The organism is Actinomycetospora chlora (genome assembly GCF_039542135.1).
Classification (GTDB): Bacteria; Actinomycetota; Actinomycetes; order Mycobacteriales; family Pseudonocardiaceae; genus Actinomycetospora; species Actinomycetospora chlora.
Window position 1 is genome coordinate 43,799 of sequence record NZ_BAABHO010000022.1, and the last position, 20,973, is coordinate 64,771.

Here is a 20,973-nt window from a genome sequence, read left to right on the forward strand (position 1 = left end):
AGGCGCAGTGACGGTCCGTATCGGGATCAACGGGTTCGGTCGCATCGGTCGCAACGTCTTCCGGGCGCTGGAGAAGCAGCGCGCGGAGGGCAAGGCCGACATCGAGGTGCTCGCGGTCAACGACATCACCGACAACAAGACGCTGGCGCACCTGCTGCGCTACGACTCGGTGCACGGGCGTTTCGACGGCACGGTCGAGTACACCGACGACGCGCTGATCGTCAACGGCACCACGGTGAAGGCCTACGCGGAGAAGGACCCGGCGTCGCTGCCGTGGGGCGACCTCGGCGTCGACGTCGTCATCGAGTCGTCGGGCATCTTCACCGACGCCGACTCGGCCGGGAAGCACCTCAAGGCCGGCGCCAAGAAGGTCGTCATCTCCGCGCCCGCCAAGGGCGAGGACCTGACCGTCGTCATGGGCATCAACGACTCCTCGTACGACGGCAGCCAGAACATCCTGTCGAACGCCTCGTGCACCACGAACTGCGTCGCGCCGATGCTCAAGGTGCTCAACGACGAGTTCGGCGTCGAGACCGGCTTCATGTCGACGATCCACGCCTACACCGGCGACCAGCGCGTCCACGACGCCCCGCACAAGGACCTGCGCCGGGCCCGGGCCGCCGCGGTCAACATCATCCCCACCACGAGCGGCGCCGCCGAGGCCACGGCCCTGGCGCTGCCCGCCCTGGAGGGCAAGGTCACCGGCATGGCGTACCGCGTGCCGGTCAGCGACGGCTCGGTCACCGACCTCACCGCCACGCTGAACACCGACGTCACCGTCGAGGCGATCAACGCCGCGTTCAAGAAGGCCGCCGACGGCGAGCTCAAGGACGTCCTCGTCTACACCGAGGACCCGATCGTCTCCACCGACATCGTCGGGGCGCCCGCGTCCTGCACGTTCGACGCCGGGATGACCAAGGTGCTCGGCAACCGCATGGTCAAGATCGTCGGCTGGTACGACAACGAGTGGGGCTACTCGAACCGCGTCGTGGACCTGACCACGCTCGTCGGTTCGAAGCTCTGATGCGCACCGTCGACGACCTCGTCGGCGAGGGTGTGCAGGACCGCTACGTCCTGCTGCGCGCGGACTTCAACGTGCCCCTCGACGGCTACACGATCACCGACGACGGCCGGATCCAGGCCGCGCTGCCGACGATCCGCAAGCTCCTCGAGGCCGGGGCGAGGCTGCTGGTGATGGCCCACCTCGGTCGCCCGAAGGACGGCGAGCCGGGTGGCCGCGACCCGAAGATGACCCTCACGCCGGTCGCCGGGCGGCTGGGCCAGCTGCTCGACCAGCGGGTGAAGCTGGCGGGCGACGTGGTCGGCGAGTCCGCGCGGTCCGAGGCCGAGGGCCTGCGGGCCGGCGAGGTGGCGATGCTCGCCAACGTCCGCTGCGACCCGCGCGAGACCGGCGACGCCGACGAGCGCGCCCAGCTCGCGGGGGAGCTCGCGGCCCTGGTGCCGGGGGGCGCGTTCGTCTCCGACGGCTTCGGCGTGGTGCACCGCGAGCAGGCCTCGGTGGTCGAGGTGGCGCGCGAGCTGCCGGCCTACGGCGGCGAGCTCGTGGCCCGCGAGACCGAGGTGCTGCGCCGGCTCGTCGGCGACCCCGAGCGGCCCTACGTGGTGATCCTCGGCGGGTCGAAGGTGTCCGACAAGCTCGGCGTCCTGTCGAACCTGCTGCCCAAGGTCGACCGGCTGCTCGTGGGCGGGGCCATGTGCTTCACGTTCCTCGCCGCGCAGGGCCACGACGTCGGCGGGTCGAAGCTCGAGTCCGACCAGATCGACACCTGCAAGGACCTGCTCACGGAGTACGCCGACACCCTCCTGCTGCCCACCGACGTGGTCGTCGCGTCCGAGTTCGCGGCCGACGCCGAGACCCGCACCGTGCCGGTGTCGGAGATGGCTGATGCCGGGGCGGGCTGGCTGGGCCTCGACGTGGGGCCGGAGACGGTCGCGGCGTTCGGCGACGCGCTGGCCGACGCGGCCACGGTGTTCTGGAACGGCCCGATGGGCGTGTTCGAGATGGAGCCGTTCGCGGCCGGGACGACGGGCGTGGCCGAGAAGGTCGCGGCGTCGTCCGCGTTCAGCGTCATCGGCGGTGGCGACTCGGCCTCGGCCATCCGCGCCGCGGGGCTGGACGAGAGCAGCTTCGGCCACATCTCGACCGGTGGCGGGGCCTCGCTGGAGTTCCTCGAGGGTCACGTCCTGCCGGGTATCGCCGTCCTCGAGGAGACGGAGCGCAGCGGAGCTCGACCATCGAACGAGGAGAGCTGATGGCCCGCAAGCCGCTCATCGCCGGCAACTGGAAGATGAACCTCAACCACCTCGAGGCCATCGGGGTGACCCAGAAGCTCGCCTTCGCGCTGCCCGGCAAGTACTACGACGCCGTCGACGTCGCGGTGCTCCCGCCGTTCACCGACCTGCGCAGCGTCCAGACGCTGGTCGACGCGGACGCGATGCCGATCACCTACGGCGGCCAGGACCTCTCCCCGGAGGACTCCGGGGCCTACACCGGGGACGTCTCGGGCGCGATGCTCGCGAAGCTCGGCTGCACGTGGGTGGTCGTCGGGCACTCGGAGCGCCGCACGATCCACGGCGAGGACGACGAGCTGGTCAACCGCAAGGTGGCGGCCGCGCTGCGCCACGGCCTCACCCCGATCCTGTGCCTGGGCGAGGGTGAGCAGGTCCGCGACGCGGGCGACCACGTCCCGCACTGCACCGGCCAGCTCGACGGGGCGCTCAAGGGCCTCCCCGGCGACGACGTCGCCAAGGTGGTCGTGGCCTACGAGCCGGTGTGGGCGATCGGCACGGGCAAGTCCGCGGGCGTCGCCGACGCCCAGGAGGTGTGCCACGCGCTGCGGGAGCGGCTGCGGGAGACCCACGGCGCCGGCGTGGCCGACGCGGTGCGCATCCTCTACGGCGGCTCGGTGAAGTCGAACAACGTCGCCGAGCTGGTGCGCTCCGACGACATCGACGGTGCTCTGGTCGGCGGCGCGAGCCTCGACCCCGAGGGGTTCGCCGAGCTCTGCGCCCTCGCGGCCGGGGGCCCGCTGCCCTGACCGGCCCAGCCGGCGGGCCCGCTACCTGCGGGTCGTGGCGGGGCCGTGATGAGGGGCGGGTATCGTGCCCCACAAGCGCCGCTCCCGCACGTCGGGGACGGCCAGAGCCCCGCCCGACCGGGCGGGGCCGGCACCCGGAGGTCACGGACACCGACATGCGACTGTTCCTCGACATCCTGCTCATCGCGTCCAGCGTGCTGCTGGTGCTGCTGGTGCTGCTGCACCGCGGGCGGGGCGGCGGGCTGTCGTCGCTGTTCGGTGGCGGGGTCCAGTCGAGCCTCGCCGGGTCGAGCGTCGTGGAGAAGAACCTCGACCGGCTCACCCTGTTCGTGGGTGCCATCTGGCTGATCTCGATCGTCGGCACGGGGCTGCTCGTCAAGATCGAAGGTTGACCGGCGGCCCGGGTGCCGAGCGCCCGGCCGCCCTGGACGCGGAGGTACTCCGGCGATGGCGACTGGCAACGCGATCCGAGGCACCCGGGTGGGCTCGGGGCCCATGGGGGAGTCCGAGCGCGGGGAGAGCGCGGCGCGCACCGTGGTCTCGTTCTGGTGCTCGAACGGGCACGAGACGCGTCCGTCGTTCGCGGTCGACGCCGAGATCCCCTCGTCGTGGGACTGCCCGCGGTGCGGCCTTCCGGCTAACACGGACGAGAAGAATCCGCCGCCGGCCAAGCGCACCGAGCCGTACAAGACCCACCTCGCGTACGTGAAGGAGCGCCGCTCCGACGCCGACGGTGAGGCGCTGCTCGACGAGGCGCTGCAGAAGCTCCGCGCCAGGCGCGGCGAGAGCTGACATCATGCGGGGTCATGGCGGCCCCAGCTGACACCACCGACACCCGCTTCTCGCTCCCGCAGTCCGCGCTGCCCACGGCGTGGTTCAACGTCGCCCCGCACCTCGCGTCGCCGTTGGACCCACCGCTGCACCCGGCGACGCGGGAGCCGGTGGGCCCGGACGACCTCGCGCCCCTGTTCGCGAGCGAGCTCATCGGCCAGGAGATGTCGGCCGATCCGTGGATCGACATCCCGGGCGAGGTCCTCGACGTCCTGCGCCTGTGGCGGCCGACGCCGCTCGTGCGGGCCCGGCGGCTGGAGGCCGCCCTCGGCACCACGGCGCGGATCTACTTCAAGGACGAGTCGGTGTCGCCCGCCGGGTCGCACAAGCCGAACTCCGCGGTGCCCCAGGCGTTCTACAACGCCAAGGAGGGCATCACCCGGCTCACCACGGAGACCGGCGCCGGCCAGTGGGGCACGGCGCTGAGCTTCGCGGCCGCGCAGTACGACCTCGAGTGCGCCGTCTACATGGTGCGCAAGAGTTTCGAGCAGAAGCCCTACCGCAAGGTGATCATGGAGACGTGGGGCGGCACCGTCGTCCCGTCGCCGATCGACGACCCGTCGCACCCCGGGTCGCTCGGCGCGGCGATCTCCGACGCCGTCCGCGACGCCGTCGGCCGCGACGACACGCACTACGCGCTGGGCTCGGTGCTCAACCACGTGCTGCTGCACCAGACGGTCATCGGCCTGGAGGCCCAGCAGCAGCTGGCCCAGGCGGGGGAGACCCGCCCGGACGTCGTCATCGCCCCCTGCGGCGGCGGGTCGAACCTCGGCGGCGTCGCCCTGCCGTTCCTGCCCGACCCGTCGGTGCGCCTGCTCGCTGCCGAGCCCGCGTCCTGCCCGACCCTGACCCAGGGCCGCTACGAGTACGACTTCGGCGACACGGCCGGGTTCACGCCGCTGATGAACATGTACACGCTGGGCCACGACTTCGTGCCGCCGGGCATCCACGCCGGCGGCCTGCGCTACCACGGCGACTCGCCGATCATCTCCAAGCTCGTGCACGAGGGGCGGATGGAGGCCGTGGCGCACCGCCAGCGCGCGGTGTTCGAGGCCAACGTGCTGTTCGCCCGCGTCGAGGGCAAGCTCCCGGCCCCGGAGGCGGGCCACGGCATCGCGTCGGTGATCCAGGAGGCCAACGACGCCACGGCCAAGAACGAGGACCGCGTCATCCTGTTCAACTACTGCGGCCACGGCCTGCTCGACCTCGCCGCGTACGAGGAGTACCTGGCCGGCGACCTCGTCGACGAGCCCTGACGAGCCCTGATGCGGCGAACGGGCGGTTCGCTGCTTCTACGCGCACGAACTACCCGTTGATCACGGGGCTGGTGTGGCCCCAGGGCGGCGACCGGCACGTTTCGCATGATCGACAAGCACCAGGACCTGCGGAACGTGCCGGTCGCGGCTCCGGCGTGTCGCGCCGCCGACGATGTGGCGATCCTGGCGTAGGACGCCGGCAATGCCGCGTTGCTCGCACCGGGTTCCGGCGAGCGGGAGCGGCGGTCGCGCCCGGCACTCCCGTCGTGGTGGGCTGGCCCGATGCTGACGGTGCGCGAGGCGTCACTGGCCGTGCTGCGCGGGCACGGGATCACGACGATCTTCGGCAACCCGGGATCGACCGAGCTGCCGATGTTCCGCGACTTCCCCGACGACTTCCGCTACGTCCTCGGTCTGCAGGAGTCGGTCGCGGTGGGGATGGCCGACGGGTACGCGCAGGGCACCGGGCGCCCCGCGCTGGTCAACCTGCACTCCGCGGCCGGGGTGGGGCACGGGCTGGGCAACGTGTTCACCGCGTTCCGCAACCGCACGCCGCTGGTGCTCGTCGCCGGGCAGCAGGCGCGCTCGCTGCTCACCGGCGAGCCGTTCCTGTTCGCCGAGCGCCCGGCCGAGTTCCCCGAGCCGTACGTCAAGTACAGCCGCGAGCCGGCGCGCGCGGCGGACGTCCCCGCGACGCTGGCCCGCGCGATCCACGTCGCCCGCACCCCGCCGTGCGGGCCGGTGCTGGTCTCGGTGCCGGTGGACGACTGGGACGAGCCGGCCCCGGCGGTGCCGTCCCACACCGTCGCCGGCTCGGTGGCCGGCGACCCGGACGTCCTCGCCGACGTGGCCGCCCGGTTGGCCGCGTCGCGGGCCCCGGCCCTCGTCGTGGGCGGGGAGGTCGACCGTGACGGCGCGTTCGCCGACGTCGTCGCGCTCGCGGAGCGCCACGCCGCCCGCGTCTACGCCGCCCCCATGTCGCCGCGGTGCGGCTTCCCCGAGACCCACCCGCTCTTCGGCGGCTTCCTGCCCGCCGCGCACGACGGCATCCGGGCCGCCCTCGGGGGCCACGACCTCGCCCTCGTCCTCGGCTCGCCGGTCTTCCCGTTCCACACCGAGGGTGCCGCGCCGGGCGACACCGCCGTCCCCGACGCGACGGCGCTCGTCCAGCTCACCGAGGACCCGGCCCACGCCGCGTGGACGCCGGTGGGCACGTCGGTGGTCACCGGGCTGCGCCACGGGGTCCGCGCGCTGCTCGCCGGACCCCCGCCGCCCGACCGTCCGCAACCGCCCCGGCGTGCCGCGGCCGAGCGCGTCGGGGCCGGGGACGTGATCAGCGAGGAGCTCCTGCTCCAGACCCTCGCCGACCTGCGCCCGGACGACGCCGTCGTCGTCGAGGAGGCGCCGGCCACCCGGGGGCCGATGCACGACCACCTGCCCTTCGACCGCCCGGCGAGCTTCTACACGTGCGCCAGCGGCGGCCTGGGACACGGGCTGCCCGCCGCCGTCGGGATGGCCCTGGCCCGCCGCGAGCGGGTCGTCGCGCTGGTCGGCGACGGCTCGGCGATGTACGGGATCCAGGCGCTGTGGTCGGCCGGGCAGCTGGGCGTCCCGCTGACGATCGTCGTCGTCCACAACGCCCGCTACCGCGCCCTCGACCAGTTCGCCGCGCACTTCGGGATCGCCAAGCCGGTGGGCACCACGCTGCCCGGCCTCGACTTCGTGGCCCTGGCCGCGGGACAGGGGGTCGCTGGGACGCGGGTGGAGCGCCCCGGCGAGCTGGGGCCCGCGCTCTCCGAGGCGTTGCGGAGCCCCCGTCCGGTGCTCCTCGACGTCGTGGTGGGCTGACCCGCGTGCTGATCGCCATCGAGGAACACTGGGTCTCGCCGGCCGTCACCGCCGCGCTGACGACCCTGCCGCCCGACCGGGCGGACGCGAGCCTGGCTTTCAACGAGCGCGGCGACCACGCCGAGCGTCTCGCGGACCTCGACGAGGGCCGGCTCGCGACGATGGACTCCCAGGGCATCGACCTGGCCGTCGTCTCCCACGCGCCGCCGGGCACCCACCCGCTCGACGGCCCCGACGCCGTCCCGCTGTGCCGCGACGCGAACGACGCCCTCGCCGACGCCGTCGGCCGCCACCCGGCACGGCTGCGGGGGATGGCGACGCTGCCGATGGCCGACCCGGAGGCCTCGGTGGCCGAGCTCGAGCGGGCCGCCGACCGGGGCCACGTGGGGACGATGGTCTACGGCCGCGCCGGCGACCGGCCCCTCGACGACCCCGCGTACGACGAGCTGTTCGCGACCGCCGCGCGCCGCGGTCTGCCGGTGTTCATCCACCCGCAGATCCCGCCGCGGGTCGTGCGCGAGGTCCAGTACGGCGGGCTGGACCCGCTCACCGACCTCGGGCTGGCGACGTTCGGGTGGGGCTGGCACCTCGAGGCCGCGACGGCGGCGCTGCGCCTGATCCTGCGGGGCACGCTCGACCGGCACCCGGACCTGCAGATCGTGCTCGGCCACTGGGGCGAGCTGTTGCTGTTCTGGCTCGACCGCGCGGACCCGCTGGCCCGTCTGCGCGGGCTCGAGCGCCCGTCGGTCTCGGACTACGTCCGGTCGAACGTGCACATCACCAGCTCGGGGATGTTCAACCCGGCCCTGCTGCGGCACGTCCTGACCGTGACCACCCCGCACCGGTTGCTGTTCTCGACCGACTACCCGTTCCAGCACCCGACCGCGGCGGAGATCCAGGCGTTCCTCGGCGAGGTCGCCGAGCCGGACCGGGAGGCCGTCGCCGCCGGGAACGCGCGCCGCCTGTTCGGGTTGGAGTCCTGATCAGTCGCGCACGACCACGACGGTGCACTCGGCGTGGATCACGGCGCTGAGACCGACCGAGCCGATGACCCGGCTGGCCAGCCCGCCGCGGCCCCGGTGCCCGACGACGAGGACGGCGGCGCCGCGCGAGTGGTGCAGCAGCACGGTCGAGGCCGGGCCCATGGCGATGTCGGCCTCGGTGACCGGCACCGGGGCGCCGCGGGCCCGTCGCGCCGCCGCGACCTCCTCGACCACCGCCCGGACCTCCTGCGCCGCCACGTCGTGGAGGACGCGGGCGTCGGGGAGGACGCCGTCGGCCGTGGTCCAGACGTCCGGGCCGCCGTAGGCCATGAGCGCGCGCACGGTCGTGCCCCGGCGGTCGGCCTCGTCCATCGCGTACTCGAGCGCGGCCCGCGACCCATCGCTGCCGTCGACGCCGACGACGACGCTGCCGGGCGTGGTGGTGGCCGGGTCGGTCATGGGGCGCTCCCGCGGTCGGCGATCAGGGCGGCCCCGATCATGCCGCCCAGCGGCGCGCTCAGGCCAGGGGCAGCATGTTCCGCGGCTCCACCGGCGTCGACTTGATCACCGACGTGACCGTCGAGGCGTGCTCCTGCCAGCCCTCGAGGACGCGGTCGAGATCGGCCACGTCGCGCACCTGCACGCGCATGAGCAGGCAGTCCTCGCCGGTGATCTTGTGGCACTCGACGACCTCGGGCTGGCGGGCCGCGATCTGCTCGGCGATCTTGCCGTGCCCCAGGGCCGGGCGGACCCGCACCCAGGCGGCGATCGGGTAGCCGAGCGCGCCGGGGTCGATGTCGAGGCGGTAGCCGCGGATGACGCCCGTGCGCTCGAGCCGCTGCACCCGCTCGGTGACCGCCGGGGCCGACATCCCGATGCGCCGGCCCAGCGCCGACATGCTCTGGCGGGGGTCCTCGGCGAGCTCCCGGAGGATGCGCTGGTTGGTCTCGTCGAGCAGCTTGTCGTTCTCCAGGCGCGAGGGCGGCCGTGCCTCCGAAGTCGCAGTCATCTGGCCACTATCCCCGTGAGAACGTCATGGAGTCCAGCGCTCTGGCCTTCGACAATTGTCCTCGTTCGGCAAACGGGCAGGGGAGGACAGACGGATGGTCACGTTCTGGGGTGTGCTGCTGGTGCTGGGGTTCCTCGCGGTCGCGCGCTACGGCGCGGACACGCGCAGCGGGGCCGACCCGACCGGGCGCGACCCGGCCTGGCCGGTGACGCGCCGGCCCCACACCGTGCGGGGCGACGCGGTGCTGATCGCCGAGCTGGCCCACCGGGCCGCCGCGCACGGCCGGCTCTGGGAGGCGTACGACCGCAGCCTGCGGCCCTGGGAGACGGAGGGTCAGACGACGGTCGTCAGGGACGACGTGCCGACGCCGAGGGAGTCCCAGGCCTCGGCGAGGCGCGCGACGGCGTCGTCGAGGGCGTCGGGGGAGAGGGTGTAGGGCAGGCGCAGGTACTGCTCGTAGGCGCCCCCGGTGGCGAAGCGTGGTCCGGCGGCGAGGTGCACCCCGACGCGCCCCGCCGCCTCGACCAGCGCGCTCGACCGCGGGACGCCCAGGTCGACCCAGAGGCTGAAGCCGCCCGAGGGGGCGGGCACCCGCCACTCCGGCAGGGCGCGGGCCAGGGCGGCGCGCAGGTGGTCGCGCCGGTGGGTGAGCACGCGGCGGCTCTCCTCGACCAGCTCGTCGAGGCGCTCGACGAGGCCGACGGCCACGAGTTGCTCGAGCACCGGCGTCGAGATGTCGTCCGACGAGCGCGCGGCGGCGATGCGGCGCAGCAGGGTGCGGGGGGCGCGCAGCCACCCGATGCGCAGGCCGCCCCACACCGTCTTCGACAGCCCGCCGGTCGTGATGACCGGGGTGCCCCCGGCCCCGGCCCACGCGCCCAGCGGCGGCGGGACGGGGGCGTCGAGCCACATCTCGCGCAGGCAGTCGTCGACCACGAGCGCGACGCCGTGGCGGCCCGCGGCGGCGACGACCGCCGCCCGGGTCTCCGGGGGCATCACCGCGCCGGTCGGGTTCTGGTGGTCGGCGACCAGGTAGCCCAGCGTCGGGGTGGCGGCACGCATCGCCGCCGCGAGGGCGTCGAGGTCCCAGCCCGGGCGGCCGGTGGCGGCGTCCTCGACCATCGCGACCGGGACCGCCCGTGCCGAGGTGTGCCGGCACAGGTCGATGGCGCCGGGGTAGGTCGGCTGCTCGATGAGCACGCGGTCGCCGGGGCGCACGAGCGTGCGGGCCACGAGGGAGTGGGCGTGCTGCGCACCGGCGGTGATCATCACCTCGTCCGGGGAGGTGCGCAGGCCCTGCGCGGTGAGGCGTCCGGCGACCGCCTCGCGCAGCGACGGCAGGCCGAGCACGTCGTAGCCGGTGGAGGCCAGGTGCATCGGCAGCTCGGCGAGCGCCCGCTGCGTCGCCGCGGTGACGGCCTCCATCGGCGCCCAGGGGGCGGCGTGGGCGAGGTCGATGACCGCGCGCTCGCCGGCCCGGACCGTCGGCGTGCCCATCGGGGCGAACGGGGCCACCCCGGTGGCGCCCGCGTGCAGGCTGCCGTCGAGCGCGGCCGGGCTCGTGCCGACGCCGGTCGGCGGCGCGGCCGGCGAGGCGGTCCAGGTGCCGGAGCCCCGGCGGCGGACGAGGTAGCCGTCCTCGCGCAGCTCCTGGTAGGCCGCCGCGACCGTGCCGCGCCCCACCCCGAGCGCCACGGCCAGCTCCCGCTCGCTGGGCACGCGGGTGCCCACCGCGAGACGTCCGTCCGCGAGGAGCGTGGCGATCCGGCCGGTGAGCGCGGCCTGGGCGCTGGCCCCCGCACCCGCGCCCTCGCGCCACCCGGTGAGCAGCCGCGCGAGGCTCGACGCGCCGACGTGGTCGTCCATGCCCGGGATTCTGCCACTTCTGCCACTGCTTCTGCCACTACTCGTGAAGTGGCCCTGGCAGCTCCTGCCACTGGGGGCCACCGTGGACGTCAGCAGCCACTCGCCCCAGGAGGCCCCGATGCTCACCACCCTTGCCGTGCTCGCCGCCCTCGCCGTCGGCGTCCTGCTCGTCGCGCGCTACGGCGCCGACTCGCGCGGCACCGGCGACCCGACCGGACGCGACCCCGCCTGGCCGTCGGGCCCGGCCCGCGAGCACACGCCGCGGGAGGACCTCGCGGTCGTCCGGGCCTGGCTCGCCCAGCGTCGCTGCTGGGAGCTCCTCGACCGTTCGCTCCGCCCGTGGGAGTCCCCGGCGCCGCAGCGAACGGGCCGTTCGCTCGCTTAGAAGCAGCGAGATACCCGTTCGCTGCCGGCCGCGGTGCGCCTCACAGCTGCGCCGCGGCCTCGGCGTCGAGCAGCCACAGCGTCCGCTCGGTGCCGCGCAGCCCGGCGATCGGCACGTCGACCTCCGAGGCCCCGTGCCCGGCACGGGCGATCGCCTCGGCCTTGCCCGCGCCGGCGGCCACCAGCCACACCTCCCGGGCGTGGCGGGCCGCCGGCAGCGTCAGGCTGACGCGCGTCGGCGGCGGCTTGGGGCAGTCGCGCACGGCGACGACACCGGCCGAGCCCGCGTGCACGGCGGGGGAGTCCGGGAACACCGAGAGCACGTGGCCCTCCGGCCCGCAGCCCGCGAGGAGGACGTCGAAGGCGGGGACACCCTCGTCCCCCACGAGCCGCGACGCGGCCGCGGACAGCGTCTTCGCGTAGACGTCGGCCGCCACGTCGGGGTCGCCGCCGCCGGCCTCCTCGGGGGCGTCGGCGGCCGGCATGGGGTGCACGCGCCCCGCGTCGAGGGGCAGCGCGTCGAGCAGCGCCTCGCGGGCCTGGGCGTCGTTGCGCTCGGCGTCGCCGGCCGGGACGAAGCGCTCGTCGCCCCAGAAGACCTCGACCGCGCCCCAGTCGACGCTGTCGCGGCGCCCGGACGCGGCAACGGCCCGCAGCATCGCGATGCCGATACCGCCGCCGGTGAGCACCACCGACGCCGTCCCGCGCGCCGCCTGCGCCGCGGCCAGGGCCGTGATCAGTCGCTCGCCGGCGTCGGTGGCGGTCGCGTCCTCGTCGGGGTGGACGACCACCTCGCGGTTGCTGGGCGGCAGGCTCACACGCCCACCTTCCTGGACGTCCGCGACCGTCCGGCCGGGACCGCCTCGAGGGCCTCCGCGAAGATCTCGTCGGGGTCGAGGCGACGCAGTTCCTCGGCGAGGCACTCGCGGGTGGTGCGCCGCGAGAGGGCGACGCGCCGGTCGGGCTCGCCGGGCTGGGAGAGCACCGCGCTCTTCGCGTCGAGGCGCCGCAGCTCCACCGCACCCGACGCCCGCTCGAGCCGGACCGTGGCGATCTGACCGCCCTCGCCGCCGGGGACGTCCTTGGTCGTGCGCTGGACCGGGCACCCGAGCCGCGACGACAGCCAGCCCGCGAGCAGGTCGGTCGACGCGGAGTCCGAGGACCCGGCGACGGTCGCGCTGGTGATGCGCTCGTGCGGCGGCTGGTCGAGGGCGGCGGTCAGCAGCGCCCGCCAGCTCGTGATGCGGCTCCAGGCGAGGTCGGTGTCGCCGGGGTGGTAGCGCTGGCGCAGCTTGGCCAGCGCCTTCGACGGCGACTTCGCGGTGGAGACGTCGGTGATGCGCCGGCCCGCGACGCTGCCCACCGGGTCCTCCGCCGGGCTCACCGGGGCCTCGCCCGGCCACCACGCGACGATCGGCGCGTCCGGCAGCAGCAGCGGCACCACGATGGCGCCGCCCTGGTCGGCCAGCGGGCCGTACATGCGCAGGACGATGACCTCGCTGGCGCCCGCGTCCCCGCCGATGCGGATCTGCGCGTCGAGCCGCGAGGCCGCCCGGCGCACCCCGCGGGCCAGCACGAGCACGCGGCACGGGTGCTCGCGGCTGGCGTCGTTGGCGGCCTGGATGGCCTGCTCGGCCTCCGGCCCGTCCTCGGTGATGATCAGCAACGTCAGCACGCGGCCGAGCGCGACGGCGCCCGCGCTCTCGCGCAGGTCGACCATGGTGCGGTTGACCGCCGACGTGTCCGTCGACGGCAGGTCGACGATCATCGGTCCCCCTCCGGGTTCACGGGCGCCGCCAGGAGCGGCCGGTGCGCTCGAGCAGGGCGTCGGCGGACGGCGGGCCCCAGGTGCCGGCGGCGTAGCTGTCCGGTGAGCCCTCGCGGTGCCACTTCTCGATCACGGGGTCGAGGATGCGCCAGGACAGCTCGACCTCGGTGTTGGTGGGGAACAGCGACGGCTCGCCGAGCAGGACGTCGAGCAGCAGGCGCTCGTAGGCCTCCGGCGAGGCCTCGGTGAACGCCGTGCCGTAGCCGAAGTCCATCGTGACGTCGCGGACCTCCATGCCCGAGCCTGGCACCTTCGAGCCGAACCGCAGGGTGACGCCCTCGTCCGGCTGCACGCGCACGACCAGCGCGTTCTGGCCCAGCTCCTCGGTCATCGTCTGGTCGAACGGCAGGTGCGGGGCGCGCTTGAACACCACCGCGATCTCGGTGACCCGCCGCCCCAGCCGCTTGCCGGTGCGCAGGTAGAACGGCACGCCCGCCCAGCGGCGGGTGTTCACCTCGCACGTGATGGCCGCGTAGGTCTCGGTCACCGAGTCGGGCGGGAAGCCCTCCTCCTGCTGCAGGCCCTTGACCTCGGTCGAGCCCTGCCACCCGGCGGCGTACTGCCCGCGGGCGGTGGTCTCGTCGATCGGTTCGGCGAGCGACGTCGCCGACAGGACCTTGATCTTCTCCTCGCGCAGGTCGTGGGGGGAGAAGGAGACGGGCTCCTCCATCGCCGTCAGCGCGAGCAGCTGCAGGAGGTGGTTCTGGATGACGTCGCGGGCCGCGCCGATGCCGTCGTAGTAGCCCGCGCGCCCGCCGACGCCGATGTCCTCGGCCATCGTGATCTGCACGTGGTCGACGTGGTGGGCGTTCCAGATCGGCTCGAACAGCTCGTTGGCGAACCGCAGCGCGAGCAGGTTCTGGACGGTCTCCTTGCCGAGGTAGTGGTCGATGCGGAAGACCGCGTCCTCGGGGAAGACGTCGTTGACGATCCCGTTGAGCTCCCGCGCCGAGCGCAGGTCGTGCCCGAACGGCTTCTCGATGACCACCCGGCGCCAGACGTCGCCGTCGTCGTCGGCGAGGCCCGACCGCGAGAGCTGCTTGCAGACGGTCGGGAACGCCGACGGCGGGATCGACAGGTAGAACGCGTGGTTGCCGTTCGTGCCGCGCTCGGCGTCGAGCTCGGCGACGCACGCGGCGAGCCGGTCGAACGACTCGTCGTCGTCGAACGTGCCCTGCACGAAGCGCAGGCCCTCGGCCAGCCGGTCCCACACCTCCTGGCGGAAGGGGGTCCGGGAGTGCTCGCGCACGGCGTCGTGGACGACCTCCGCGAAGTCCTGGTCCTCCCAGTCCCGCCGCGCGAAGCCGACCAGGGCGAAGCCGGGCGGCAGCAGCCCCCGGTTCGCCAGGTCGTAGATGGCCGGCATCAGCTTCTTGCGTGCCAGGTCCCCGGTCACGCCGAACAGCACGAGGCCCGAGGGCCCGGCGATGCGCGGCAGCCGCTTGTCGCGGGCGTCGCGCAGGGGGTTGGTCCAGGTGTCGTCGGCGCCTGTCTGGCGCGTCACCGACTCACCTCCCGCACCGCGTTCGCCACCGCCACGAGCCCGGCCGCGCGGTCGGCCAGGTGCAGGCGCAGCACGGGACGTGCCGTGCCGCCGTTCTTGGGTGCGGCGAGCACGCCGGCGTCGCCCGTGGCCTGGGCGTGCTCCAGGGTGCCGAACGAGAACGGCTGGCCCGGGATGGCGAGGTCGTCGGCCACCGAGCCCGTGATCTGCAGGAACACGCCGTTCTGGTGCCCGCCCTTGTGGTACTGGCCGGTGGAGTGCAGGAAGCGCGGGCCCCAGCCGAACGTGGTCTGCAGGCCGGTGGCCTTGGCGAGCTCGGCGCGCAGCGTCGCGAACGACGCGTCGTCGAGCCGGTCGAGATAGGCCTGGACCGCGATGTACCCGGCGTCGGGGGCCGCACGGACCAGCGCCTGGATCGCGTCGATGACCGTGTCGGGCCGGCCGAGCCACCCGGCGTCCCCGGCCGTGCGGATCTCGATGACGCCGTCGGTGGTGATCGGGGCGTCGTCGGCGCCCGCGTCCCCCGACCCGTCCTCGGCCGACGCGAGCAGGTCACGCGTGGCCTGCTTGGCCGACTCGACGTCGGGCTGGTCGAACGGGTTGATGCCGATGAGGCGCCCGGCGAGCGCGACCGCGGTCTCCCACAGCAGGAACTGCCCGCCGAGGGTGCCGGTGACCGACACCTGCGCGCCCGAGCCCGCGGGCCCGATCGCGACGGGCGTGGCGTCGGCGCCGTGGTCGGCGAAACCGGGCGCGTCCGCGTCCTCGACGACGACCGGCAGCAGACCCGTGCCCTGCTTCCCGGTCGACTCGGCGATCAGCTGCTCGGCCCAGTTGCCGAAGCCGACGAGCCCGGAGCCGGTGTCGGCGAGCACGACCTTCTCCGCGCCGTTGCCGTGCGCGGCGGCCATCGCCGCCGCGAGCACGATCGCGGGGTTGTCGGACGCGTCGCGGGCGAGCTCGGGGGCCGCCGCGGCGGCCTCGTCGAGCAGCTCCCCGACGTCGACGCCGGTGAGCGCCGAGGGCACGAGCCCGAACGCCGTGAGCGCCGAGTAGCGCCCGCCGACGCCCGGGTCGGCCTCGACGAGCTTGCGGTAGCCCTGGTCGCGCGCCAGGTCACCGAGCTTCGTGCCGGGGTCGGTGACGACGACCATCCGCGACGCCGGGTCGATGCCGTTCGCCTCGAAGACCTCGGCGAACACCCGGCGCTGGCTGTCGGTCTCGACGGTGCCGCCGGACTTCGACGACACGACGAGCACGGTGCGGCCCAGGTCCCCGGCGAGCGCGTCCGACACCTGCATGGGGTCGGTGGTGTCGAGCACGACCAGCGGGTACTCGCCGCCGACCGGGCCGCCCGAGCGCGTCGCGCAGATGACCTCCGGCGCGAGCGACGACCCGCCCATGCCGGCCAGCACGACGCGGTCGATGCCGTCGTCGTGCAGCTCGCGGCGCAGGGCGGTGAGCTCGTCGACCAGCGGCTTCGAGGTCTCGTGCAGGCGCACCCAGTTCAGCCGCTTGCTCGCCTCGGGCTCCGCGTCCGGGCCCCACAGGGTGGGGTCCCCGGCCGCGAGCTTGGAGGCGACGCCGTCGCCGACGAGCTTCTCGACCAGCGCGGCGGCCGCGTCGGCGAGCCCCTGGTCGACGATGCGGACCTCGGCTGCCTCGCTCACTTCGCCTGCTCCGGGCTGCGGCGGGTCAGCTGGTCGGACACGGTCTGGGTCAGCTCCGCCCAGGAGTCGTCGAACTTCGTGACGCCCTCGTTCTCCAGGGTCAGGAACACGTCGTCCATGTCGATGCCGACGTGGGCCAACCCGGCGAAAACCTCGCGGGCGGCGTCCTCGGTGCCCGAGACGGCGTCGCCGTGCAGCTCGCCGTGGTCGGCGAACGCCTTGAGCGTCGCCTCCGGCATCGTGTTGACCGTGTTCGGCGCGGCCAGCTCCGTGACGTAGAGGGTGTCCGGGTAGGCCTTGTTCTTGACGCCGGTCGAGGCCCACAGCGGGCGCTGCGGCTTGGCGCCCGCGCCCTTCAGGGCGGCCCAGCGCTCGGTGCCGAACACCTCGAGGAACGCCGCGTAGGCCAGCCGCGCGTTGGCGATGGCCGCCGTGCCGCGCAGGTTGAGCGCGGCGTCGGTGCCGATGGCCTCCAGGCGCTTGTCGACCTCGCTGTCGACACGGGAGACGAAGAACGACGCGACCGAGGCCATCGGCGCGAGGTCGTGGCCGTTGGCGCGGGCCTGCTCCATGCCGGCGAGGAACGCGTCCATCACCTCGCGGTAGCGCTCGACGGAGAAGATCAGCGTGACGTTGACGCTGATGCCCTCGGCGAGCGTGCGCGTGATCGCCGGGATGCCCTCGCGGGTCGCCGGGATCTTGATCATCAGGTTGGGTCGGTCGACCGTCTTCCAGAGGTCGGCGGCCTCGGCCACGGTGGCCTCGGTGTCGTGGGCCTTGCCCGGGTCGACCTCGAGCGAGACGCGGCCGTCGACGCCGTCGGTGCGCTGCCAGACGCCGCGGAAGACGTCGCAGGTGCGGCGCACGTCCTCGGTCGTCAGCTCGCGGATGGCGTCCTCGACCGAGGCGCCGCGGGCGGCGAGCCCGTCGATCTCCTCGGCGTAGTAATCCGCCTGCGAGAAGGCGCTGGCGAAGATCGTCGGGTTGCTGGTGACGCCGACGACCTCGTACGACTCGATGAGCTCGGCGAAGTTGCCGGACTCGATGCGCTGGCGCGACAGGTCGTCGAGCCAGACGGAGACGCCGGCCGCGGAGAGGTCGGCGAGGGGCGTGTTGCTGGCCATGAGGGGTCCTCCTCGAGACGCGGGACCGGGATCAGGAACGCTCGGCGGCGCGCGCGAGCGTGCGTCGCCCGGCCTCGACCACGTGCTCGGTGGTGAAGCCGAACTGCTGGAACAGGGTCTTGTAGTCGGCGCTGGCGCCGAAGTGCTCGATCGAGACGCACTCGCCGTCGTCGCCGACGAACTTGTGCCAGGTCTGGGCGACCGCGGCCTCGACCGAGACGCGCGCGGAGACCTCGGGCGGGAGCACGTGGCGGGTGTACGAGCGGTCCTGCGCCTCGAACCACTCGACGCACGGCATGCTCACCACGCGGGTGGGAACGCCCTCGTCCTCGAAGACCTTCCGGGCCTCGACCGCGAGCTGGACCTCCGAGCCGGTGGCGATGAGGATCAGCTGCGGCTGGCCGCCGCTGGCGTCCTGCAGGACGTAGCCGCCCTTGCCGACGCCGTCGGTGTCGGTGCCCTCGAGGATCGGCAGGTTCTGCCGGGTGAGGGCGAAGCCGGCCGGGCCGGTGGGGTTGTCGAGGACGTGGCGGATGCCCGCCGCGGTCTCGTTGGCGTCGGCCGGCCGCACGATCGACAGGCCCGGCACCGCGCGCAGCGAGGCGAGCTGCTCGATGGGCTGGTGGGTCGGCCCGTCCTCGCCGAGGCCGATCGAGTCGTGGGTCCAGATGTAGGTGGTCGGCAGCTTCATCAGCGCGGCCAGGCGCACCGGCGGGCGCATGTAGTCCGAGAAGATGAGGAACGTGCCGCCGTAGACGCGGGTGCCGCCGTGCAGGGCGATGCCGTTGAGGATCGAGCCCATGGCGTGCTCGCGGACGCCGAAGTGCAGCGTCCGGCCGTAGGGGCTCATCTGGCCCCAGGTGTTCGTGCTGACCGTCGAGGGCCCGAACGAGTCCGCGCCCTTGATCGTGGTGTTGTTGCTCTCCGCGAGGTCGGCCGACCCGCCCCACAGCTCGGGCAGCACCGGCCCGATCTCGCCGAGGATCTTCTGCAGCGCCTTGCGGGTGGCGACGGGGTCGCCGCCGACCTCCCAGCTCGGCAGCTTCTCGTGCCAGCCGTCGGGCAGCTGGCGGCGCGCCATCCGCTCGAGCAGGGCGCGCCGCTCGGGGTTGGCCTGCGCCCAGTCGGCGAACTGCTTGTTCCACGCCTCGTGCGCGGCCTTGCCCCGCTCGCCGACGCGGCGGGTGTGCTCGAGGACGTCGGGGTCGATGTGGAAGGCGACGTCGGGGTCGAAGCCGAGGATCTCCTTGACCGCTCGGACCTCGTCCTCGCCCAGCGCCGCGCCGTGCGCCGCGCCGGTGTTCATCTTCTCCGGCGCGGGATAGCCGATGATCGTGCGCAGGGCGATGAAGCTGGGGCGGTCGGTCTCGGCCTTCGCTGCGGCCAGGGCCTCGCGGATGCCGACGACGTTCTCGCCGCCGCGGATGACCTGGGTGTGCCAGCCGTAGGCCTCGTAGCGCTTGACGACGTCCTCGGAGAGCGCGACCGAGGTGTCGTCCTCGATCGAGATGTGGTTGTCGTCGTAGATGACCACGAGGTTGCCGAGCTGCTGGCGGCCGGCGATCGAGCTCGCCTCGGCCGTCACGCCCTCCTCGATGTCGCCGTCGGAGGCGATGACGTAGATGTGGCCGTCGAAGGGGCTCTCGCCCTGCGGGGCGTCGGGGTCGAACAGCCCGCGCTCGCGACGGGCGGCCATCGCCATGCCGACCGAGGACGCCAGGCCCTGGCCCAGCGGGCCCGTCGTGATCTCGACACCGGGGGTGTGGCGGTACTCCGGGTGGCCCGGCGTCGCCGAGTCCCACGTCCGCAGCTCCTCGAGGTCGCGCATCTCGAGCCCGTAGCCGGCGAGGAAGAGCTGGATGTAGAGCGTCAGGCTCGAGTGGCCGGCCGACAGGACGAAGCGGTCACGACCCTGCCAGCCCGGCGCCGCGGGGTCGTGGCGCATGGTGTGCTGGAAGAGCGTGTAGGCCAGCGGGGCGAGCGACATGGCCGTCCCCGGGTGGCCGTTGCCGACCTTCTGCACGGCGTCGGCGGCGAGCACCCGGATGGTGTCGACCGCCCTCTGGTCCAGCTCCGACCAGTCGTCCGGACGGTGGGGGGTCAGGAGGGCCTGGATCTCGTCGGGGTCCTCGCTCGCGGGCTGCGTGCTGCTCACATCGGTGGCGGTCACGAACCGTGCCTTCCTGCGTGTTCGGGAGCCGTGCTGCGGGCCACGGCTCGTCGGTCCTCGTGCCCGGGTCCCGGCGTTCGGACGCGTACGTCGCCCCGGCCCGGGCGATGCTCCCACGGGATCGATTCGGGTCCGCGCCGCACCGGTGTGGACCTGCGCTGATCCTCCGTCATCTCACTCGCCCGCGTATACCCTCGCGGCCGGTTGCGGACACCGGCCACCTATGATCCCGGGGTCGTCCGGCGGTCCGCCCGGCCCGTGCCCCCGTGGTGTCACCGCGACGTGACGTGGCGGACACCGACCGTGCGGGGGAAGCCCCCCGCGAGCGGGCGGAGCCCGAGGGGTGCAGACTGCCGACGACAGCGTGTAGGAGACCGCGCGCGAGCCCGAAGCAGTCCCGTCCACCACAGCGAGGTGCCACTCCGTGAGCACGGCGGTCGGCCCGGTTCCCGCGACGCGGCGGAAGGGCCTCCTGGCCACCGTGCGGGCCTACCTGGCGCTGACCAAGGCCCGCATCATCGAGCAGCTGCTCGTGGTGACGGTGCCGGCGATGATGCTGGCGCAGCGCTCGGTCCCCTCCCTCTGGCTGGTCCTGGCGGTCCTCGTCGGCGGGGCCGGCGCGGCGGCGAGCGCCCACGCGCTGAACTGCGTGGTCGACGCGGACATCGACGCCAAGATGAAGCGGACGGCCAAGCGGCCCCTCGCCCGCGACGCCGTCCCGCGCTCCCACGCCCTCGTGTTCGGCCTGCTGCTGGGCGCGGCGTCGGCGGTGTGGCTGGGCCTGACGGCCAACTGGGTCGCGGCGGGCCTGTCGGTCGCGGCGATCGCCTTCTACATACTCGTCTACACGCTGCTGCTCAAGCGCCGGACCGCCCAGAACATCGTCTGGGGCGGCGCGGCGGGGTGCATGCCCGTCGTCATCGGCTGGGCCGCGGTGACGGGCGACGTGGGCTGGCCGGCCCTCGTGCTCTTCGCGATCATCTTCTTCTGGACGCCGCCGCACTTCTGGGCGCTGGCGATGCGCTACCGCGACGACTACGCCGCCGCCGGCATCCCGATGCTGCCCGTCGTCGCGTCGCCCCGGCGCGTGAGCCGCCAGATCGTCGCCTACTCCTGGGCGATGGTGGCCTGGTCGGCGCTGCTGGTCCCCGCGACGTCGTGGATCTACCTCGGCGCCGCGACGCTGGGCGGCGTGTGGTTCCTCGTCGCCGCGCACCGCCTCGACGGCGCCGTCAAGCGCGACGAGGTCGTGCAGTCGATGCGCCTGTTCCACCTCTCGAACACCTACCTCACGGGCCTGTTCGTCGCCGTCGCCGTCGACTCGGCGTTCGGGTGGCCGGCCTTCGGGTGGCCCTTCTAGGTCCGCGTCCGCCACGTCCCCTTCGTGGTGATCAGCAGTCCGAAAAGCACCGCCGAGGGGCCCTCGGGGGTGCCTTTCGGC

General features: G+C 73.9%; 20 protein-coding genes. 11 read left to right on the forward strand and 9 right to left on the reverse strand.

The window, feature by feature from the left end:
* Nucleotides 1-7 precede the first annotated feature (7 nt).
* From gap to ABD994_RS15225, 8 genes are all read left to right on the forward strand, one after another.
* Complete coding sequence (gene gap / locus ABD994_RS15190) at nt 8-1,024, forward strand: type I glyceraldehyde-3-phosphate dehydrogenase (protein WP_345416154.1); 1,017 nt, start codon at nt 8-10, stop codon at nt 1,022-1,024.
* Nucleotides 1,024-2,274 carry a phosphoglycerate kinase gene (locus ABD994_RS15195; RefSeq protein WP_345416157.1) on the forward strand — a complete coding sequence of 417 codons (1,251 nt, stop codon included), beginning with the start codon at nt 1,024-1,026 and terminating at the stop codon, nt 2,272-2,274. Before gap ends, ABD994_RS15195 begins: the two co-directional genes overlap by 1 nt.
* Nucleotides 2,274-3,059, forward strand: a complete 786-nt coding sequence (gene tpiA, locus ABD994_RS15200) for a triose-phosphate isomerase (RefSeq protein ID WP_345416159.1) — start codon at nt 2,274-2,276, stop codon at nt 3,057-3,059. The genes ABD994_RS15195 and tpiA overlap by 1 nt, the downstream gene beginning before the upstream one ends.
* A 155-nt stretch (nt 3,060-3,214) precedes the next feature.
* A complete protein-coding gene (secG, locus tag ABD994_RS15205; protein ID WP_116707491.1) occupies nt 3,215-3,451 on the forward strand; it encodes a preprotein translocase subunit SecG in 237 nt (78 codons plus the stop codon).
* Between the two features lie 55 nt (nt 3,452-3,506).
* Nucleotides 3,507-3,851, forward strand: coding sequence for an RNA polymerase-binding protein RbpA (locus tag ABD994_RS15210; protein ID WP_345416161.1), 345 nt, complete (start codon nt 3,507-3,509; stop codon nt 3,849-3,851).
* Nucleotides 3,852-3,865: 14 nt separating this feature from the next.
* On the forward strand, nt 3,866-5,146 hold the full coding sequence (locus ABD994_RS15215; RefSeq protein ID WP_345416164.1) for a TrpB-like pyridoxal phosphate-dependent enzyme: 1,281 nt from the start codon (nt 3,866-3,868) through the stop codon (nt 5,144-5,146).
* 282 nt (nt 5,147-5,428) lie between these two features.
* Nucleotides 5,429-6,994, forward strand: a complete 1,566-nt coding sequence (gene mdlC / locus ABD994_RS15220) for a benzoylformate decarboxylase (RefSeq protein ID WP_345416167.1) — start codon at nt 5,429-5,431, stop codon at nt 6,992-6,994.
* 5 nt (nt 6,995-6,999) lie between these two features.
* On the forward strand, nt 7,000-7,977 hold the full coding sequence (locus ABD994_RS15225) for an amidohydrolase family protein (protein WP_345416170.1): 978 nt from the start codon (nt 7,000-7,002) through the stop codon (nt 7,975-7,977).
* On the opposite strand, the gene ABD994_RS15230 is transcribed toward ABD994_RS15225, so the two are convergent.
* Nucleotides 7,978-8,436, reverse strand: a complete 459-nt coding sequence (locus tag ABD994_RS15230; protein ID WP_345416173.1) for a universal stress protein — start codon at nt 8,434-8,436, stop codon at nt 7,978-7,980.
* Between the two features lie 58 nt (nt 8,437-8,494).
* Nucleotides 8,495-8,986, reverse strand: coding sequence for an Lrp/AsnC family transcriptional regulator (locus ABD994_RS15235; RefSeq protein ID WP_345416176.1), 492 nt, complete (start codon nt 8,984-8,986; stop codon nt 8,495-8,497).
* Between the two features lie 94 nt (nt 8,987-9,080).
* Here ABD994_RS15235 and ABD994_RS15240 point away from each other — a divergent pair, with 94 nt between their 5' ends.
* Nucleotides 9,081-9,422 (forward strand): hypothetical protein, encoded by a 342-nt coding sequence (locus tag ABD994_RS15240; RefSeq protein ID WP_345416179.1) that lies wholly within the window; start codon nt 9,081-9,083, stop codon nt 9,420-9,422.
* Here ABD994_RS15240 and yczR read toward each other — a convergent pair.
* Nucleotides 9,320-10,852: a MocR-like transcription factor YczR gene (gene yczR, locus ABD994_RS15245; RefSeq protein WP_345416182.1), complete on the reverse strand. Its 1,533-nt coding sequence runs from the start codon at nt 10,850-10,852 to the stop codon at nt 9,320-9,322. The two genes, ABD994_RS15240 and yczR, sit on opposite strands and share 103 nt — an antisense overlap.
* Nucleotides 10,853-10,970: 118 nt before the next feature.
* Here yczR and ABD994_RS15250 point away from each other — a divergent pair, with 118 nt between their 5' ends.
* Nucleotides 10,971-11,237, forward strand: coding sequence for a hypothetical protein (locus ABD994_RS15250; protein WP_345416185.1), 267 nt, complete (start codon nt 10,971-10,973; stop codon nt 11,235-11,237).
* Between the two features lie 40 nt (nt 11,238-11,277).
* On the opposite strand, the gene pgl is transcribed toward ABD994_RS15250, so the two are convergent.
* Genes pgl through tkt form a run of 6 tightly spaced genes read right to left on the reverse strand, consistent with a single transcriptional unit; the run spans nt 11,278 to nt 19,532 of the window.
* Nucleotides 11,278-12,054 carry a 6-phosphogluconolactonase gene (pgl, locus tag ABD994_RS15255; RefSeq protein WP_345416188.1) on the reverse strand — a complete coding sequence of 259 codons (777 nt, stop codon included), beginning with the start codon at nt 12,052-12,054 and terminating at the stop codon, nt 11,278-11,280.
* Nucleotides 12,051-13,004 carry a glucose-6-phosphate dehydrogenase assembly protein OpcA gene (locus ABD994_RS15260; protein WP_345416191.1) on the reverse strand — a complete coding sequence of 318 codons (954 nt, stop codon included), beginning with the start codon at nt 13,002-13,004 and terminating at the stop codon, nt 12,051-12,053. The genes pgl and ABD994_RS15260 overlap by 4 nt, the downstream gene beginning before the upstream one ends.
* A 16-nt stretch (nt 13,005-13,020) precedes the next feature.
* On the reverse strand, nt 13,021-14,568 hold the full coding sequence (gene zwf / locus ABD994_RS15265; protein ID WP_345416194.1) for a glucose-6-phosphate dehydrogenase: 1,548 nt from the start codon (nt 14,566-14,568) through the stop codon (nt 13,021-13,023).
* Nucleotides 14,565-16,238, reverse strand: a complete 1,674-nt coding sequence (locus ABD994_RS15270; RefSeq protein WP_345416197.1) for a glucose-6-phosphate isomerase — start codon at nt 16,236-16,238, stop codon at nt 14,565-14,567. The genes zwf and ABD994_RS15270 overlap by 4 nt, the downstream gene beginning before the upstream one ends.
* A complete protein-coding gene (gene tal / locus ABD994_RS15275; RefSeq protein WP_345416200.1) occupies nt 16,235-17,362 on the reverse strand; it encodes a transaldolase in 1,128 nt (375 codons plus the stop codon). The genes ABD994_RS15270 and tal overlap by 4 nt, the downstream gene beginning before the upstream one ends.
* Before the next feature lie 31 nt (nt 17,363-17,393).
* Nucleotides 17,394-19,532 (reverse strand): transketolase, encoded by a 2,139-nt coding sequence (gene tkt / locus ABD994_RS15280; protein ID WP_425550064.1) that lies wholly within the window; start codon nt 19,530-19,532, stop codon nt 17,394-17,396.
* Nucleotides 19,533-19,956: 424 nt separating this feature from the next.
* On the opposite strand from tkt, the gene ABD994_RS15285 reads away from it, so the two are divergent.
* On the forward strand, nt 19,957-20,892 hold the full coding sequence (locus ABD994_RS15285; RefSeq protein WP_345416203.1) for a heme o synthase: 936 nt from the start codon (nt 19,957-19,959) through the stop codon (nt 20,890-20,892).
* Nucleotides 20,893-20,973: the final 81 nt, after the last annotated feature.

Excerpts from the sequence above, each read along its gene's own strand:
- ABD994_RS15260 (WP_345416191.1), bottom strand. The coding sequence starts at position 13,004 with ATGATCGTCGACCTGCCGTCGACGGACACGTCGGCGGTCAACCGCACC.
- yczR (WP_345416182.1), bottom strand. The coding sequence starts at position 10,852 with ATGGACGACCACGTCGGCGCGTCGAGCCTCGCGCGGCTGCTCACCGGG.
- ABD994_RS15235 (WP_345416176.1), bottom strand. The coding sequence starts at position 8,986 with ATGACTGCGACTTCGGAGGCACGGCCGCCCTCGCGCCTGGAGAACGAC.
- tal (WP_345416200.1), bottom strand. The coding sequence starts at position 17,362 with ATGGCCAGCAACACGCCCCTCGCCGACCTCTCCGCGGCCGGCGTCTCC.
- ABD994_RS15195 (WP_345416157.1), top strand. The coding sequence starts at position 1,024 with ATGCGCACCGTCGACGACCTCGTCGGCGAGGGTGTGCAGGACCGCTAC.
- mdlC (WP_345416167.1), top strand. The coding sequence starts at position 5,429 with ATGCTGACGGTGCGCGAGGCGTCACTGGCCGTGCTGCGCGGGCACGGG.
- ABD994_RS15240 (WP_345416179.1), top strand. The coding sequence starts at position 9,081 with ATGGTCACGTTCTGGGGTGTGCTGCTGGTGCTGGGGTTCCTCGCGGTC.
- ABD994_RS15230 (WP_345416173.1), bottom strand. The coding sequence starts at position 8,436 with ATGACCGACCCGGCCACCACCACGCCCGGCAGCGTCGTCGTCGGCGTC.
- secG (WP_116707491.1), top strand. The coding sequence starts at position 3,215 with ATGCGACTGTTCCTCGACATCCTGCTCATCGCGTCCAGCGTGCTGCTG.
- tpiA (WP_345416159.1), top strand. The coding sequence starts at position 2,274 with ATGGCCCGCAAGCCGCTCATCGCCGGCAACTGGAAGATGAACCTCAAC.
- ABD994_RS15215 (WP_345416164.1), top strand. The coding sequence starts at position 3,866 with ATGGCGGCCCCAGCTGACACCACCGACACCCGCTTCTCGCTCCCGCAG.
- ABD994_RS15250 (WP_345416185.1), top strand. The coding sequence starts at position 10,971 with ATGCTCACCACCCTTGCCGTGCTCGCCGCCCTCGCCGTCGGCGTCCTG.
- ABD994_RS15210 (WP_345416161.1), top strand. The coding sequence starts at position 3,507 with ATGGCGACTGGCAACGCGATCCGAGGCACCCGGGTGGGCTCGGGGCCC.